The sequence below is a fragment of the Paraburkholderia sp. DHOC27 genome (assembly GCF_003429005.1).
Lineage (GTDB): Bacteria > Pseudomonadota > Gammaproteobacteria > Burkholderiales > Burkholderiaceae > Paraburkholderia.
Genome location: NZ_QVQV01000007.1, coordinates 237,406 through 253,336 on the forward strand (window position 1 = coordinate 237,406; position 15,931 = coordinate 253,336).

Here is a 15,931-nt window from a genome sequence, read left to right on the forward strand (position 1 = left end):
ACGACTTGCCATGCCTTCGCGTCACGTCAGGTCCACGCCACGTCGTGCCATGTCACGACACGTCACGCCATGCCGTCAGCCATCACGGATTCGCCTGGTTCTGCGGCACCGCGTGGGCGTAGTACTTGACGTCAGCGTAGTGGTCCGCTGCGAACGAGCCGCGCGCCGACCAGCTCACGTGGTTGTGATAGCTGGCTTCCGCCACCTGGGGTCCATGTACCTGCAGATAGGCGTCGGTCTTGCTGGATGGGCGCACGACCACGATATGGCCTGGCCGGTGCCTGTCCGGATTGATGTACACCCCGACGACGAACCACCCCTGATTGGCAAGCGCCTGTACCTGCTCGAGCGAGCTGACCGGCTGCCATCCGGCCCGACGCCCCGCCGCGCTGTCGAGCCACTCGCCCTGCGCATTGGCGAGCAGCCCCAGCCGATGTTCAGGCGGGCGCAGCAGATACACCGAGAGGCGCACGGACATGGCCGCCGCGAAGGCGCTGCAATGCGTTTCAGCGTCGCGGCCTTTCCAGTCAGCGGGCATGTCGGGCTCGCCGGTTTGCCAGTCGACGTGGCGCTCGTTTTGCCAGAGGTGCTCCACGTCCGACGCGTCGAGTATCTGCGCCAGATGCTGGCCGGCCGGCGTGACGGGACCGCAGCACGGTCCCTCCTGCGCGACGGGAAACGGCGAAGGTAGAGTCGCCTGCTGCGCCGCCCCGTCCGATGGCGAAGCGCAGCCTGCCAGTACAGCCAGCGCCGCGGTCGCGGCACATGCTCTTGCGTTCCAGACCGTCAACGTCGATCCCTCCTTTTCTTATCGGTTTGCAGGCTTGGCGTCAGAGTGGCGGCAGCCGGACTGGCAGCGGGCTAGACGGACGCGGACACTTTTTTGCCGCGCGGTCATCTAAAGTCGAGGTTGCGCAAACCCGTTGACCGGATTGCTGCCGGCACGACTCGTCAATTCGCAGTACCCGTTGCATGCTCCCCGCATCGCGGGAGCGCTGACCGCTTCGGTCAGCCTGATCAATTAACTGAGCCCTTCTACCATGAACGACACCTCGAATGAGCTTACGCCAGTGCCGGTGGCCGCCGACATTTTAGACAGATACGTCGGCACGTACCGGTTCCACGGATCAGCGGTAATGAAGGTGCGCCGTGAAGGCGATCATCTGGCCATCCAGTTGACGGGGCAAGGCTGGCTCGAAGTCTTTCCCAAAAGCGAAACGGTGTTCTTTGCCAGAGCGGTCGAGGCAACTGAAACGTTCACGATCGACGAGCACGGGCAGGTGACCGCCTTGATACATCATCAGAACGGCCGCGATAACACCTTGCCTCGCATCGACGCTGCCGAGGAGGAACGATTGGCGACGACGCTCGCGGTGAAGGTCAAGAGCCAGTTGGCCACGCCGGGGACGGAAGCGGCTCTGCGGCGCAACATCGAAGGCTTGCAGTCCGGCAATCCGGTTTATGCGGAAATGTCGCCGGGGCTAGAGGAGGCAACGCGCGAGCAGCTGCTGGACCTGCAAGATGATCTAAACAGCATCGGCGCGATCAAGGCGATCCGCTTTATGGGCGTGGGCAATCAGGGTTGGGATATCTATCAGGTCACGCACGATGCGGGATCGTCCACCTGGCGTATTCATCTTGCCGACGACGGCATCATTGATGGGTTGCTGGTTCAGACGGGTCCGTAGGAATCCGTAGGGTTCAACAGGAGGACGACAGTTTGCTGCACATGTCGCTGACCTTCCCTGTGCAGCAGGTCCAACAAGCCGCTCGCTATTCTCCACGCGCACGCTTCACGTCGAGGTATCTCTGATTTGCGACAGTATCATCCGACCCGTACACCACGTTCGGAGCACCACTCCAATCCTCTCCGTTTAGACCCGCCAGCGACATGAGATCGTCGCGTAGATCACGACGGCCTAACGCAGTGACCACCAACGGGCGAAGGTAGGCGTCGAGGTGCTTGTTGTGTGGATTTTCGAGTTCCCGCGTAAGCGATTCCAGGTAAGCGCCTTTACGCGATGCATTTCAGTTGATGGCGAAACCTGCGCGATGGCAAAGCTCGGCATGAACGAGAAGCATGGTGCGACCGTTCCCGTCCAGGAAAGGATGTCCCCATGCAAAAGCGCCCATCACCATTCCCGGTTTCTCGCGCATCGTCTTCGGATTGTTGCCCGCGGACAGGCCCCATTCAACCGCACGCTGGCACAGCTCGGAACATTCGAATTGTATGCGCTGCCCCTTGCCGACCAATCTTCCGACACCCAGTGCATGGCGATCATGCCCCGCCCATGGATAGAACTCGCCGAACAGAATCCGGTGAACCTCGAGGAAGTGCAGATACGTAATTGAACCTCTGATTGCATGCAGGTATGTCAATGCCGCATCCAGGTTCGACTCGAAGAATCCGTGCTCTATGTACTTGACTTCATCGGAATCCTTGATGCCGTCGACATTGCGCAGATAGCCTCTGGTTTCATAGTCCCCGAACGGATCGAACACGCTTGATTTCCCTGATGTGATTGGCCATCAATCGGGCAAATTGCCGGCCATTGATTCGATCCTGCTTCTTGAGCGCAACCAGCAGCTTTCCTGTGAGATCGAGTTCGACATCGTCGCCTGCCGCACGCGTCACGGCCTCAGCGAAATCGTCGAGACCCGAGCGCCGATATTGAACGCCATAGTCTGCCGCGAGCCGCTCAACGAATGCGCCGACGTTTTCGGTTGGCAGTTCATCGACGTCTGCTGTCAGGCAAGGGGAAGCGTCAGTGAGAGATTTTTCGCGTCGATCAACATATCGCACCTGGACGTTGTCCCAACCCAGCTTGCGAGAAATTCGGCTCGTGCCAATGTCAACCAGGCAGATGAAGTAACCGTGCTCGTGCTGCACTGTCACACCAAAGACTGCGACGCCTAACTTCTCGAGGGCCTCGCGCAGCAGCATGTCGCGATCAACGCAAATTTGCGCATTGCCCTCCGCATCCGGACTGGATTTGGCATAGACGCCTGATCCAAGTCGAATGAGGTATCCAGCGGCAATGAGATGCTGAAGCGCATCGCTGAGGTTCGACGCGCTACCCAGGCCGGCCAGTTCACGTCGAAGCACGACATTGCCCGACCGTTTCTTCAGCGAGATAAGAAGTTTGCTGTCCAGATTCACGAATCGCCCCGGATCCGGTCTACGAGGTACGATTATATCTCATCATAAACTGCTTATCAAACAATACGTTATCTCCACAAATCTTGCCGGATATGCGGCATTTTTTGTCAGCAGGATTGCTCCCCGCGTCGTTCTGCAACAAGCCACGCAACTGTAGAGATCCCCATTCCCCGCTGCACAAAACCAGCTCGTATCAATGCGCCGCCGACGCCTCCGCAGAGTCCCCGCCCTTTGCCGGCCGCGTCAACCAGATGAGCGGGATGATCAAAATGAAAATGAAGGTGGAAGCGTAGAAGAAATCGTCGAGCCCCATCACTGCGGCCTGATTCGCAACCATCGCCTCAAACGATGCGTAGGCCGAGCCCACCCCCATGTGGAATTGCGACTGCCACGCGCTCATGGCCTGGTTGAACAGCGGATTGTCGAGGCTCGCTTGCTCCGTCAACCGCACATGATGAACGACCGTCCGGTGGTTCCACACCGTACCCGCGATGGACGTGCCCACAGCGCCGCAGAAAATGCGCGCGAAGTTGGACAGGCCCGCCGCAGCGGGAATGCGCTCGGGCGGCAAGCCCGACAGAATGATCGACACGAGCGGCACGAACCACAGCACCGTTGGAATGCCTTGCAGCAAGGTGGGGATCACCAGATGCCAGGCATCCACGGTGCTCAGATACTGCGTGCGCATGAAGAACACGCCCGACAGTCCGACGAACGCCGCCGACACCAGCACCCGCGCGTCGAACCATTGCAGCAGACGCCCGATAAACGGCGACAGCAGCACCGTGAAGATGCCGACCGGTGCGGTGACGAGCCCGGCGTCGTAGGCCCGATAGCCGAGGTACTCCTGCATCCACTGAGGCAGCAGCACCAGGTTACCGAAGTACAGCGCGTAGGAAACGGAAATGGCGATCGTGCCGCTGCTGAAATTGCGTAACGCAAAGAGCCGCAGATCGACCACCGGATGCTCCTCCGTCAACTCCCAAATGAGAAAGAACGCGAAGCTGACCACGGCGATCAACCCAAGCGCAACGATAAAGGGCGAGGCGAACCAATCGAGGTCGCGGCCCTTGTCGAGCATCACCTGGAGCGAACCCACCCATGTGACGAGCAGCGCGAGTCCCACCATGTCGATGGGCAGCTTTTTGGTCGGCGTTTCGCGCTTGCGGTAGATGATCCACGTAGCCCCGGCCGCGATGAATCCCACCGGGATATTGACGTAGAAGATCCACGACCAGCTGTAGTTATCCGTGATCCAGCCGCCTAGCACGGGACCCGCGATCGGGCCCACCGTGGCGGTCATCGCCCACAGCGCCAGCGCCATGTTGGCCCGCGCCTTCGGATATGAACTGAGCAGCACGGCCTGCGACAGCGGAATCAGCGGACCCGCCACCAGCCCCTGCAGGATGCGCGCGCCCAGCAGGAACGGCAGGTCCGGCGCAACCCCGCAGAGCCACGAGGCGAACACGAACATCACGATGGCGCCGACGAACAGCCGGATCTGGCCGATCTGCTGCGTGAGCCAACCGGTCAGCGGAATGGACACCGCATTGGCAGCGGCGAAGATGGTGATGACCCAGGTGCCCTCGTCGACCGATACGCCGAGGTTGCCAGACAGGTTCGGCACCGCGACGTTCGCGATGGAGGTGTCCAGCACGGTCATGAAAGTGGCCAGCGCCACCACGATGGTGGCAATCACGAGCTGCCCGCCCTGCAGCGGTGGATGCTGAACCGGCCTCGCAGCCGGGGCGGACGGCGTGGATTCCTGCGTCATAAACTCGTAGGGATAGTTTGTCAGAAAATTATTAAGCGCTTACACCATAATGTGCCCGAAATGCCTGTTTATAGCCAACAATTTCGATGCTGCGGTGTGAAATGAGCCCTGGTGCGTGTGCTGGGACAATGCGCTCAGGCGGATGATTCAGCCAGCGCGCGTTGCACGCGATTACGCGAAACGGTTCATAGTTTTGCTTCGTTGCGTGCCTGATCCGGCGCCAGCGGGTCGCCGTTCTCGCGTTTGCCTTCGTTCTTTCCCAAAGGGGATACGCCGTCCTTATGTCGAGCATGACCACCCACGCGATGAGCCGCCGGCATCTGCTGACGCTGATCGGCAAGAACCTCGGCGCCGCTGCCATGCTGCAAGGCATGAGCGCGCTCGGCCTGGCCGCCCCCTCGACCTACGCGGGCCCGATCCGGCTCGACGGTGCTCCCAAAGGCACCCGCATTCTCGTGCTCGGCGCGGGCATGGCCGGCCTCGTCGCGGCCTTCGAGTTGCGCAACGCGGGATATCGCGTGCAGGTGCTCGAATACAACCATCGGGCGGGTGGTCGCGCCTGGACTGTCAGGGGCGGCGATCGCTACACGGAGCTAGGCGGCGCCACCCAGAACTGCGAGTTCGCTGACGGGCTTTATCTGAATCCGGGGCCGTGGCGCATCCCGTATCACCATCAGGGCGTGCTCGACTACGCCAAACGGTTGAAGGTGCCGCTCGAGCCCTTCATCCAGGTCAACTACAACGCCTATCTGCATTCGCCGGACGCTTTCGATGGCAAGCCGCAACGCTTCCGCACGGTGCAGGCCGACTATCAGGGCTACGTCGCCGAGCTGCTCGCCAAGGCGATCCACAAAGACGCACTGGACGATGCGTTGTCCGCGGACGACGGCCAGCGGCTTTTCGAATCGCTGCGTCAATGGGGTGCGCTCGATCGAAATGGGACCTATCAGGCGGGCAGGCGCAGCAGCGAGCGGCGCGGCTATGCCACCGCACCGGGCGGTGGACTGATGCCGAAAGCCGTGCCGTCTAATCTGCTGCCGCGCGACGCCTTGCTGGCATCGACGCTGTGGCAAGGGCTGTCGTCGGGCAGCGAGCTGGACTTCCAGAGCAGCATTTTCCAGCCCGTAGGCGGCATGGACAGGATTGCTCACGCGCTCTATTCGCAGGTCGCAAACGCAGTCGAGTTCAACGCCAGGGTCACGGCGATCGCGCAGGACGCGCACGGGGTCAGCGTGCGCTATACGGATACTGTCAGCGGCGTTGACCGGAACGCGCACGCGGACTGGCTGGTATGCACGATCCCGCTGTCGATCCTGAGTCAGATCGACATCGAGGTGGGAGCGGAGATGCGCGCCGCGATCGAGGCGGTGCCCTACGAGACGTCGGTGAAGGTCGGCCTGCAGTTCGGCCGGCGTTTCTGGGAAGAGGACGAGCAGATCTACGGCGGCATCACGCGTACCGATCTGCCGATCTCGAACATCGCCTATCCGCCGATGGGCTTCGGCTCGGCCGGTCCAGCGGTGCTGCTCGGCGCCTACACATGGGGGCCCGCCAGCTACGAAATGGGCGCGCTGCCGCCTGCCGAACGGATTGCGGTGGCATTGAGCCAGGGCAGCCAGATTCATCCTCAGTATGCACGCGAGTATCAGACCGGCTTTGCGATGAGCTGGAGCCGCTCGCCGTACACGAATGGCTGCTTCGCCGCCTGGACGGATGCGCTAAGAAAGGCGCACTACACAAACCTCTGTCAGATAGATGGGCGCATCGTCCTCGCTGGCGAGCACGCCTCGCATATTCCGGCATGGCAGGAAGGCGCGGTGCTGTCGTCGCTGGATGCGATCACCCGGCTGCATCGGAGGATCGTCAATGCGTAGGGTAATGCACAAGCGCGCGGTGTTGGCCGGTGTGGCGCTGATGCTCTTGCTGATGAGGGCCGGGGTGGGATCGGCTGAGTCTGCAGCGGCCGAGGACGCGCCGGGCACTTTCACGATTTCGCCGGGCTACCGCTTCACCGAGCAAAGCGGCGCAGCGCTTTACCGCGCCTCTTGCGCGGGATGTCACATGCCCGATGGAAAAGGCGCACAGGGCGCGGGCCATTACCCGGCGCTCGCCGGCGACCCGGCGGTCGAAGCCGCGCCCTATGTGATCGTCAACGTACTGCACGGACACAAGGGGATGCCCGCGTTCGGCGATGCGATGAGTGACGCGCAGGTCGCCGCCGTGGTCAACTACACCAGAACACACCTCGGCAATCACTTCGACGCGGATGTCACGCCGGACGAGGTGAAAAGCTTGCGATGAGTTGACCCGGCGCGGCTACGCTGTGCAGAGACGCTGCGCAGCGAGAGCGGCAGCGCGCCCTGATTGCACCTTTCTCGCACCTTCGCGCCCTCATCGCACCCTTTCGGCCCAGTGGCTCGCTCAGTGCACCGGCTCGATCTTGAAGTCGTCCAGCGCGATGCCCAGGTTGATCCCTTCACCGCTCGCGCTCAGCGCCATCGACGTATCGCCCTTGGTCAGCACCTGAGCCGTACCGCTCTGACCCGCGCCGGCCGAAGCGCCGGCCTGCGCATAGCTGCCATACACATCCTTGATGCTATAGACGTGGGTGATATCGCCGTGACCGGTGACACGGAACTTGCCCGCGGTCAGACCGCCGCCGTGCACGCTGATCTTCACAGACGACCTTTGGCCATTGCTGCAGGTCAGTTTGCCGTGTCCTTCGGCGTGCTGATAAAGCGCCGACCATCCGGACATGCTGAAGGTCAGATGGCATTTCACCGGCGCGGCGGCCTGAGCCGAGGTGGCAGTCAACGACGTCAAGGCGCCCGCGCACAGCAAGGTGGCGGCAGTCGATACGAGGGTACGCTTGCTCATAGAACTCTCCTGGCAACTGAAGAAAGATTATCCGGCGCAATTGTCATTCGCAGTTTAAATCAGTCCGGCTGAGCGCGCGTCAATGCTGACATGCGGACAATCGAAACCGATCACGCCAGCTTGTCAGGCCCCGCCGTATCCGAGTGTGACCTGGGCCTGCCGACGCGGAGCGTCATGCCTGAGCCGCCCAATCTTCGCGCCCTCGCCCGCCAGTAACTCTACCCGTTGTTGCCAGGGTCGGCTACGCAGCCCGTCAGCCGGCCACCCGCCCTGCCTTAATCGAGCACCGGCGCCTGCCGGTGGGCCGTGCCGCTTTCATACGCGTAGGCATAGCCCAGCAGCGCGGCTTCATCCCACAGGCGGCCGACGAAGATCAGACCGAAGGGCGACCCTGACTGGTAATAGCCCGCCGGAACCGCGATGCCCGGCAGCCCTGCGATATTGATCTCGCCCACCGTCGTTTCCTGAATGGTGCTCGTGCCGTGCAGCGGCGGAAGCTCGCCGCGCATTTGCGGAAACACGAGCGCATCGAGACGTTGCTCATCCATGACCGCTTCGAAGATGCGCAGATAACGCGCCTTCAGTTCGACGAACTCTGGCATTTCAGGCGGCAACGATGGGTTGGCCAACGCCGCCTTGAAATCCGGCAGGTTATGCAGATAGCGCAACACGCCACGCGGGCCAAACGCGTTTTCGTCTTTGGTCGCTTCGGCGAATGCCGCGAAGGTCTTGAGCGGCGCCTGCTTGCCGAGCCGCTCAAGATACTTCTCGAGATCGTAAGGAATCGATTCGAGTCCGCGGGCATCGAAGTTCGGCAGCGGCGGCGTGGTCTTGCGCAATTCCGCGAACCCCGAGCCTGCAAACGGATCGTCGATCAGCGTCGCGCCCAGCGCAGTCAGTTCGCCCTTGACGCGCTCATACAACGCCGCGGCTTCTTCGGTCAGCGGCTGGGTGCGCCATCCAGGACCGTACAGGCCAATGCGCTTGCCCGCTAACGCATCGCGGTAGAGCCTCGCCGCGTAGCCGCCTTCCGGTTGACGCCCTACGCTGGCGAGCGTCTTCGCATCCTCGCTCGAATAGCCCGCCAGCGCGTCGAGACACAGCGCCGCGTCCCTGACATTGCGGGCGATGGGCCCCACCACATCGCGATTCGCCGAGAGCGGCACGACACCCGCGTTCGGCACGAGCCCGATGGTCGGCTTGATGCCGACCAGGTCCTGTGCCGAGGCGGGATTCTGGATCGAGCCGCCGGTTTCCTCAGCGAGCCCCAGCACGGCCATGCCCGAAGCCACCGCCGACGCGGTCCCTGCGCTGCTGCCGCCCGGCGCCCGTTCGGGCATCACCACATTGATCGTGGGTCCGGCCCAACTATCGTTGGCATGCGTGCCGGTGTGGCTCAACACGGGCACGTTGGTCTTGCCGAGCAGAACGGCGCCCGCGTGCCGCATGCGCGCAACAACCGGCGCATCGCGCTCAGGAAACAGATCGACGCCGCCTTTCTTGCTGTACAGCTTCGACCAACCCGCCGTGGTCGGAAAGCCGACCATGTCCATCGGATCCTTGATGACCACCGGCACGCCCGCGAGCGGGCCGAGCGGTTCGCCAGCGGCGCGGCGCTGGTCGATCTTGCGCGCATCGTCGATGGCCGCCGGGTTCAGAAAGATCAGCGCGTTGTATTTCGCGTTGTAGCGCTCGATCCGCTCGAAGCAGGCGCGCGCCAGTTGCTCGGCGCTGTACGTGCCCGCCGCGAAGGCCGCCTGCACCGCTTCCACCGTCAGATTGTCCAGTTCGATATGCATTGCACTGCCCTGTTCCATTCACTGCTCCCGTTGAGTTGACGCACGCCTCAAAGCTGCACGCCACGCGTCAGCGCACCGTCCACCACCAGGTTCGCGCCGCTCACGAAGCTCGCCGCCGGGCTCGCGATGAACGCCACCGCATTGGCGATTTCCTGCGGCCTGGCCATGCGTCCAGTTGGATTCAACGCCAGCGCGCGCTCGAACAGCGCCGGGTCGTTGTGCTCGATCCAGTCCCACACGCCGCCTTCGAAATACACGTTGCCGGGCGAGACGGTATTGGCGCGAATGCCCTTCGCCGCCAGTTGATTGGCGAGCCCCTGCATGTAATGCACGAGCGCCGCCTTGAATACGCCGTACGGTCCGGCGGCGAAATCGATCTCGCGTGCCGAGACGCTTGAAATAGCAACGATCGACGCCGCCTTGCTCGCCAGCAAAAACGGCATGGCGGCATCCACGAGGTTGACCGTGCCGAGCAGGTCCGTTTCGAACTCCTTGCGCCACGATTCGATGTCGTTGCCAATCGCCAGCGCGCTCACGTTCGCCACGACGATATCCACTCCGCCCCACTCCTCGCCCACACGCGTTACCCACGCCTTCAACGCTGCGCCATCGGCCACATCGAGCGCCGTACCCGAGGCGCGTGCACCGCTCAGTTGCGCCAGTGCACTCGCGGTCGAACTGACGGCGGCTTCGTCGCGCGCGCAGATGGCCAGCTCCGCGCCCTCCGCCGCGAGCGTGCGGGCAATCGCGAGGCCGATGCCTTTGGTGCCGCCCGTCACGATCGCTTTCAGGCCCTTCACTTGCAGATCCATACTCGTCGCTCCTTTGCCTGTTGCGCTACGTTTCGACGGCACGCGCCTTCCTGCTCACTGCCGCTTATTCTTTCCCCTGCCCCTCTTCCGATGCCACGCCACGCGCGATCTGCAGCACTTCGCCCGCCTGAATCACGGAGTGACAGATATCGTCGATAGTCACGCGCTTCTCCATTGCCTGCGCGCGCAGCATGTCGTACGCCTCACGCTCGCTCACGTGATGCATGATCATCAGAATCTCTTTGGCTTCCTGCAGATGCCGGCTGTCGAGCAGCTTCTGTTCGAGCCGCGCAATGCGCTGCGCGTGCTGACGCGCACGTTTCGCGTGATACAGCGCCATCACCACGGTGGAGAGCAAACCGGAGGCGCGAATCGGCGTCGTCACGATGCCGTCCGAGCCCATCTTGATGGCCTGATCGATGAAGGTGGGGTTCTCGTAGCTCACCACGCAGATGACCGGCGGCGCGTCGGGCCCGGACCACTCGCTCTTCGGCGCACGCTCTTCGGGCAGCAGGGCGCGAAACACGAGGTCGGTGTGTTCCGGCAGCGTATCCGTGGGCGGCCAGCATCGTTCCACCACGAAGCCCATGCGCCGCAGATGGTTGGTGAGCGTCTGCCCATCATCGTCGTCTGGATGAAACACGACCACGCGCGCATTGCGCTCGAGGATCGAACTCGTGAGGCTGCGCTGGCCTCTGTCCGCTCGCGTGCTCACGTCAGTAGTCCCGCGAACTCAGCTTGGTGACCCAGTCCCCGAGCGTTTGACGCGTCATGTAAGGATCGGGACCAACGGCGCACTTCGATTCGCGCAGAATGGTGAACTGGCCGTTCGCATTGGCGCGGCCAATGCGTGGATAAAGCGCCATGTGATGATTGACCGGATCGATGCGCACGCGGCCCTGCGGCGCAGCGAATTCCGAGCCGAGCAGATGCGGCATGATGCTGCCAATCTCATCGGAGCCCGCGCGCGCGTACGCCTCCGCGAACATGTGCATCTGATAGTACGCGGCCTCCCAGTTCATGTCCGTGGGAGTGTCAGAGCCAAAGCGCGACTGATGACGGCGCACCGCGCGATGATTTTCCTCTGTGTCGATACTCTGGAAATACGGCGCCGCCGTGTAGTGTCCTGCCGCGATGCCACGCTCCATCGCATGTATTTCGGTCTCGGATGTATTGAGGCTGCCAATGGGCATCTTCGACGGATCGAGGTCCGCGTGGGCAAAGGCATCGTAGAGATACGGCACGGTCGCGCCGATCACGGTGCTGAAAATCCAGTCCGGTGACTTGCGCCGGATGTCCGCGACCACCTGCGCAAACTGGTCACGCGTGGCGTCGAGCGGCAGATAGCGTTCGCCGAGAATCGCGCCTTCAGGATGCTGCAGCAGCAGTTCCTGCATGGTCCGATTGCATTCGTACGGATAGACGTAGCGCGAGCCGATGAAATACACCCGCGCGCCGTACGTTTCGGTCATGAAATCGGCCAGTTGCACGCCGTTCTGATTGGGCGACGCGCCGCTGTAGATGATGTTGTCCGAGTATTCGAAACCCTCGTACTGCTGCGAATAGATCAGCAGCCGGTTGTGTTTTTCCACCACGGGCAGCATGGCCTTGCGGCTCGTCGAGGTGTAGCCGCCAAAGATGACATTCACGCCATCTTGCAGGATCAGCCGCTCGGCAAGTTCACGAAACGCGGCAGGATCGGAGGCCGGGTCATAGTGCAGCGCGACCAGTTCGCGGCCGTCTATGCCGCCACGTGCGTTGATTTCCTCGATGGCGAGGTTCGCTCCGCGCCACTGCGACTGCTCGAGCAAGGCGGTCGAGCCGCTCGTCGAGCAAAGAAGGCCAACGCGGATAAGATCGGACAAAGCCATATCGTGACGCTCTCGAATGCGCGCGGAGCGGGTGCCCCGCGCCTTGATCGTGCTGCGCTGCTGGTTCCTGGGTAGAACGGTACTTCAACGCGTTACTTCGAAGCTTTATTTCGAAGCCTTACTTCAGGTAGTGCTTGGCGACCATTGCACCCACTGTGTATTTTGGATCGACAAAATTACCAAGGCGAACCTTGCCGACCTGACTGAGCATCATGTAGGCGTCCCATTTGTCGAAGCCGTATTCGGCGGCCATCCACAGCACGAGTTCGCGATACGCAATGCGCGTCGCGTCTTCGAGCGGACGTGCGCTGCCAATGCTCATCAGGGCGTCCTCGTTTTCGAGCCGCGGCCAGTCGATCTGCCAGTTCTTGATGAGATCGACGCGCACCGTGGTCGTGCTCGGGTACTCCACCGCCGTGCCGCACACTTCGCCATCGCCCTGGCAGGCGTGTGCGTCGCCGATGAAGAGCCGGCCGCCCGGCGAGCGCACCGGCAGATACGTGATGCTGCCAGGCCCCATGTCGGGTACATCCATGTTGCCGCCGTGGTTATCGGGCGTGAGGGAGTTGATGGAGTCGATTTCCGGCGAGAGACTCAGCGTGCCGATATGCGGCTTGTACGGCAGCGTATTGCGCTTGCTCCAGTACACGTTTTCTTCGTCGATCTTGATCTTGCGCACCACCTCGGGCAGCGGCTCGTTGAGCAGCGCGGTGTAGTCCGTGCCGGTCAGGCCGCCGAAGTTCGGGATCATGCAGCAGAAGCCGTGCGGATCGTCGCCGCGCGGCGCCATCTTTTCGATGTAGACGGCCACCACGTCACCCTTTTCCGCCCCCTCGATCATGATCGGACCGTTTTGCGGATTGAGAAACGGCACTTGCAGAACCTGCGACGGCTTGTCGGTTTCCTCCTTGATCTTGCCTTCGAATGCGTCACGCGTCTCGACCACGATGCGATCGCCTGGCTTGACGTGCAGCACCGGCTGCGAATATGGCCCGATGGTGTAGTGATAGGTCTGCTGCAACTCCTCGGTCAGATGATGCTCCACCGGTTCACGACTCGCGCCGACACCGCGTTTCATCATGATCGATTCTTCAAGCCATGTCATGTTCTGCTCTCCGTTACAGTGCCAGGTACTGGCGAATCAGTTGTTCGTCCCCGAGTTGCGCGGGGCTCAGTGTTTCGACGATGCGGCCCTTGTCCATCACGCAGCAGCGCGTTGCGATGCGTTCGACCATGCCCATGTCCTGTTCGACCAGCACGACGCCGATGCCCGTCTCCTGCGCAATCTGCTGGAGCGTCTCGCCGATCAGATCGACGATGGAAGGCTGAATGCCTTCCGACGGCTCGTCGAGCAGCAGCACCACCGGCGCGCTGATCAACGCGCGCGCAATGGCCAGTTGCTGTTGCTCGCCGCCGCTCATGGTTCCCGCTTTCTGCTGGTAGCGCTGCTTCAGCACGGGAAAGTAGCTCACCACTTTCTCGCGCATGCCCGCCGCCTTCGCGCGGTTGGCCTGAGCGCCGACCTGGAGATTCTCGGCAACGGTCAGCGCGCCGAAAATCTCGCGGCCCTGCGGCACGTAGCCCATGCCTCGTTGCGCGCGGACATACGGCTTGCGATGGCCGATTGCTTCGCCATCCAGAGTAATTCCTCCGGCATCGAGGTTGACGAGGCCGATCAACGTGCGCATCAACGTGGTCTTGCCGACGCCGTTGCGCCCGATCAGCGCGAGCACCTCGCCTTTGCCGACGCTGAACGACACGCCATTGAGCACGCGTCCGCCGCCGTAACCCGCCTCCACGCCTGATACATCAAGCAACGCGCTCATTTCCGCTTCCCCAGATAGACTTCCGCGACGTCGTCGCGCGCGAGAATCTCGTCGAGCGGACCATCGGCGAGCAGACTGCCGCCATGCAGCACCGTCACGCGCGAGGCGATCTGCTTGACGAAGGTCATGTCGTGTTCGACCACCATCATCGTGAGACCGTCTGCTGACAAACGCTTGATCAACTCCCCAGTCGCATGCGTTTCCTCCACCGACATGCCCGCAACGGGTTCATCCAGAAACAGCAGCTTTGGCCGCAACGACACCGCCATGGCAATCTCGAGCCACTGTTTCTTGCCGTGCGAAAGATTGCGCGCCAGCACATGCTCTTCGTCTTGCAGCATGAAGCGCTGCAACAGCGCGTCGAGACTGTCGGGCCGGTCGTCCTTCGCGCGATGCAGCGACAACTGCAGATGCTGGCGCACGCTCAGATCCGGGAACACGCCCGGAATCTGGAACTTGATGCTCATGCCCATGCGAATACGTTCATGCGGCAGCACATGGCTCATGTCCTCGCCGAGGAACATGACACTCCCTTCCGACGGCCGATGCTCCCCGGTGATGAGCTTGAAAAAGGTGCTCTTGCCCGCGCCATTCGGCCCGATCACGCAGCGAATCTCGCCGGCGTCGATCTTGAAGTCGATCCCATTGATGACATGCACGCCGCCAAAGCGCTTCTTGAGCCCGCGCGTTTCCAGTAACGTGGTCATGACTTGCCCTCCTCCTGCTTGAGGCATGTGCCGGCGTGGTGCGCACCGCCGCTTTTTGCCCCGCTTTTTGCCCCGCTGTTCGCTGTGCTTCCGCGGCGCGAGGCACGCTGCAGATGCCGTGTGACGAACGGCAACAGGCCTTCGGGCGCGGCCAGCACGACGATCAGCAGAATCGCGCCGAGCAGGATCAACGCGTACTGGCTGCCGTACACCGCGAGATTCTGCGAGAGCCAGACGAGCAGCGCCGTGCCGAGAATGGCCGCGCCGATGCTCTTTCTGCCCGAGGTCGCTACCCAGATCACGGGCATGGCCGCAGCGGTGAGGCCCATCGTCGAGGGCGTGATATATGAGCCCCAGATCGTGTACAGCGCGCCCGACAATCCGCCCAGCGTGCAGCCGAGCACGAACACGAGCAGTTGATGACGGCGGATATCCACGCCCAGCATTTCCGCGCGCTGCGGATTCTCGCGAATCGCAATGAGCGTGAGCCCGAACGGGCCGCCGAGCAGCTTGCGCATCGCGGCATAGACGACGATCAACAGGATCAGCACGAGGTAATAGAAGCTCGCGTTCTCCAGCGTGAGCGCTCCGCCTGGCCAGGGAATCGTCAGTTGCGGCATGCCGCCCATGCCGTTGTAGCCGTTCAGGCGCGCCTCGCCGATGGCCCATTGCGGGCCGGCCGTCTGCGCCATGAAGGTTTCCAGCACGAGCGTGACCGACAGCGTGACGATGCCGATGAACACGCCCTTGATACGGCCATAGAAAATCATGTAGCCAAGCAGCGCGGCGACCAGCACGCTTACCACCAGCCCTGCGCCGAGGCCGAGCCACGCTTCGAACCACGTATCGCCGTAGTTCAGCGTGAAGATGCCGTAGCTGTAGCCCGCCAGTCCGAAGAAAGCGGTCTGCCCGAATGAGAGGATGCCGCCGTAGCCCCACATCGCAGCGAGTCCCACCGCGCTGAACGCCCAAAGCAGGCAGTAGGCCAGATTGCCGCTGGTGTTCGCATCGACCACGAGCGGCAGGCATAGCGCCACGAGCCACGGCACGTACGGCAATGCGCGCGTGGCGACGCCGGTGGAAGGCAGAGGAGATTGCTTCACGT

Annotated in this window: 16 protein-coding genes; 3 read left to right on the plus strand and 13 right to left on the minus strand. The window is 62.4% G+C overall.

The genetic code is table 11. The features are described from left to right. Nucleotides 1-82: 82 nt before the first annotated feature. Nucleotides 83-790 carry a hypothetical protein gene (locus tag D0B32_RS22620; RefSeq protein ID WP_117336525.1) on the minus strand — a complete coding sequence of 236 codons (708 nt, stop codon included), beginning with the start codon at nt 788-790 and terminating at the stop codon, nt 83-85. Between the two features lie 250 nt (nt 791-1,040). Between D0B32_RS22620 and D0B32_RS22625 the strand changes: the two genes are divergently transcribed. Then, nucleotides 1,041-1,688, plus strand: a complete 648-nt coding sequence (locus D0B32_RS22625; RefSeq protein WP_117336526.1) for a DUF3471 domain-containing protein — start codon at nt 1,041-1,043, stop codon at nt 1,686-1,688. 340 nt (nt 1,689-2,028) lie between these two features. On the opposite strand, the gene D0B32_RS22630 is transcribed toward D0B32_RS22625, so the two are convergent. The 3 genes from D0B32_RS22630 to D0B32_RS22640 form a co-directional block, all read right to left on the minus strand. Next, nucleotides 2,029-2,502 carry a Fic family protein gene (locus tag D0B32_RS22630; protein ID WP_259295100.1) on the minus strand — a complete coding sequence of 158 codons (474 nt, stop codon included), beginning with the start codon at nt 2,500-2,502 and terminating at the stop codon, nt 2,029-2,031. Next, a complete protein-coding gene (locus D0B32_RS22635) occupies nt 2,477-3,160 on the minus strand; it encodes a hypothetical protein (RefSeq protein ID WP_117336527.1) in 684 nt (227 codons plus the stop codon). The genes D0B32_RS22630 and D0B32_RS22635 overlap by 26 nt, the downstream gene beginning before the upstream one ends. A 193-nt stretch (nt 3,161-3,353) precedes the next feature. After that, nucleotides 3,354-4,934: a DHA2 family efflux MFS transporter permease subunit gene (locus tag D0B32_RS22640; protein WP_117336528.1), complete on the minus strand. Its 1,581-nt coding sequence runs from the start codon at nt 4,932-4,934 to the stop codon at nt 3,354-3,356. A 281-nt stretch (nt 4,935-5,215) separates the two neighbouring features. Here D0B32_RS22640 and D0B32_RS22645 point away from each other — a divergent pair, with 281 nt between their 5' ends. Further along, the gene (locus D0B32_RS22645) at nt 5,216-6,808 is read left to right on the plus strand and encodes a flavin monoamine oxidase family protein (protein WP_220444952.1); all 1,593 of its coding nucleotides are present in this window, start codon (nt 5,216-5,218) and stop codon (nt 6,806-6,808) included. Nucleotides 6,809-6,812: 4 nt separating this feature from the next. Beyond that, on the plus strand, nt 6,813-7,235 hold the full coding sequence (locus tag D0B32_RS22650; protein WP_117336529.1) for a cytochrome c: 423 nt from the start codon (nt 6,813-6,815) through the stop codon (nt 7,233-7,235). Nucleotides 7,236-7,355: 120 nt separating this feature from the next. On the opposite strand, the gene D0B32_RS22655 is transcribed toward D0B32_RS22650, so the two are convergent. The 9 genes from D0B32_RS22655 to D0B32_RS22695 all read right to left on the minus strand — a co-directional run bounded on the left by D0B32_RS22655 (nt 7,356) and on the right by D0B32_RS22695 (nt 15,929). Continuing rightward, the gene (locus tag D0B32_RS22655) at nt 7,356-7,811 is read right to left on the minus strand and encodes a hypothetical protein (protein ID WP_117336530.1); all 456 of its coding nucleotides are present in this window, start codon (nt 7,809-7,811) and stop codon (nt 7,356-7,358) included. A 275-nt stretch (nt 7,812-8,086) separates the two neighbouring features. Further along, nucleotides 8,087-9,628, minus strand: a complete 1,542-nt coding sequence (locus D0B32_RS22660) for an amidase (protein ID WP_117336531.1) — start codon at nt 9,626-9,628, stop codon at nt 8,087-8,089. A 29-nt stretch (nt 9,629-9,657) separates the two neighbouring features. Next, nucleotides 9,658-10,422 carry an SDR family NAD(P)-dependent oxidoreductase gene (locus D0B32_RS22665; RefSeq protein WP_117336532.1) on the minus strand — a complete coding sequence of 255 codons (765 nt, stop codon included), beginning with the start codon at nt 10,420-10,422 and terminating at the stop codon, nt 9,658-9,660. A gap of 64 nt (nt 10,423-10,486) precedes the next feature. Further along, nucleotides 10,487-11,137 carry an ANTAR domain-containing response regulator gene (locus D0B32_RS22670; protein WP_117336533.1) on the minus strand — a complete coding sequence of 217 codons (651 nt, stop codon included), beginning with the start codon at nt 11,135-11,137 and terminating at the stop codon, nt 10,487-10,489. Between the two features lies 1 nt (nt 11,138). Next, nucleotides 11,139-12,293, minus strand: coding sequence for a transporter substrate-binding domain-containing protein (locus D0B32_RS22675; RefSeq protein WP_117336534.1), 1,155 nt, complete (start codon nt 12,291-12,293; stop codon nt 11,139-11,141). Between the two features lie 118 nt (nt 12,294-12,411). Then, the gene (locus D0B32_RS22680; protein WP_117336535.1) at nt 12,412-13,398 is read right to left on the minus strand and encodes an acetamidase/formamidase family protein; all 987 of its coding nucleotides are present in this window, start codon (nt 13,396-13,398) and stop codon (nt 12,412-12,414) included. A 13-nt stretch (nt 13,399-13,411) separates the two neighbouring features. Continuing rightward, nucleotides 13,412-14,119: an ABC transporter ATP-binding protein gene (locus D0B32_RS22685; protein WP_117336536.1), complete on the minus strand. Its 708-nt coding sequence runs from the start codon at nt 14,117-14,119 to the stop codon at nt 13,412-13,414. Further along, nucleotides 14,116-14,826, minus strand: a complete 711-nt coding sequence (locus tag D0B32_RS22690; protein ID WP_117336537.1) for an ABC transporter ATP-binding protein — start codon at nt 14,824-14,826, stop codon at nt 14,116-14,118. Before D0B32_RS22690 ends, D0B32_RS22685 begins: the two co-directional genes overlap by 4 nt. Beyond that, on the minus strand, nt 14,823-15,929 hold the full coding sequence (locus D0B32_RS22695) for an ABC transporter permease subunit (protein WP_117336538.1): 1,107 nt from the start codon (nt 15,927-15,929) through the stop codon (nt 14,823-14,825). Before D0B32_RS22695 ends, D0B32_RS22690 begins: the two co-directional genes overlap by 4 nt. Nucleotides 15,930-15,931 lie beyond the last annotated feature (2 nt).

Bases quoted from the DNA above. Each gene is read 5' to 3' on its own strand.
- D0B32_RS22640 (WP_117336528.1), bottom strand. From the start codon at position 4,934: ATGACGCAGGAATCCACGCCGTCCGCCCCGGCTGCGAGGCCGGTTCAG.
- D0B32_RS22690 (WP_117336537.1), bottom strand. From the start codon at position 14,826: ATGACCACGTTACTGGAAACGCGCGGGCTCAAGAAGCGCTTTGGCGGC.
- D0B32_RS22660 (WP_117336531.1), bottom strand. From the start codon at position 9,628: ATGGAACAGGGCAGTGCAATGCATATCGAACTGGACAATCTGACGGTG.
- D0B32_RS22625 (WP_117336526.1), top strand. From the start codon at position 1,041: ATGAACGACACCTCGAATGAGCTTACGCCAGTGCCGGTGGCCGCCGAC.
- D0B32_RS22655 (WP_117336530.1), bottom strand. From the start codon at position 7,811: ATGAGCAAGCGTACCCTCGTATCGACTGCCGCCACCTTGCTGTGCGCG.
- D0B32_RS22645 (WP_220444952.1), top strand. From the start codon at position 5,216: ATGTCGAGCATGACCACCCACGCGATGAGCCGCCGGCATCTGCTGACG.
- D0B32_RS22665 (WP_117336532.1), bottom strand. From the start codon at position 10,422: ATGGATCTGCAAGTGAAGGGCCTGAAAGCGATCGTGACGGGCGGCACC.
- D0B32_RS22650 (WP_117336529.1), top strand. From the start codon at position 6,813: ATGCACAAGCGCGCGGTGTTGGCCGGTGTGGCGCTGATGCTCTTGCTG.
- D0B32_RS22685 (WP_117336536.1), bottom strand. From the start codon at position 14,119: ATGAGCGCGTTGCTTGATGTATCAGGCGTGGAGGCGGGTTACGGCGGC.
- D0B32_RS22680 (WP_117336535.1), bottom strand. From the start codon at position 13,398: ATGACATGGCTTGAAGAATCGATCATGATGAAACGCGGTGTCGGCGCG.
- D0B32_RS22675 (WP_117336534.1), bottom strand. From the start codon at position 12,293: ATGGCTTTGTCCGATCTTATCCGCGTTGGCCTTCTTTGCTCGACGAGC.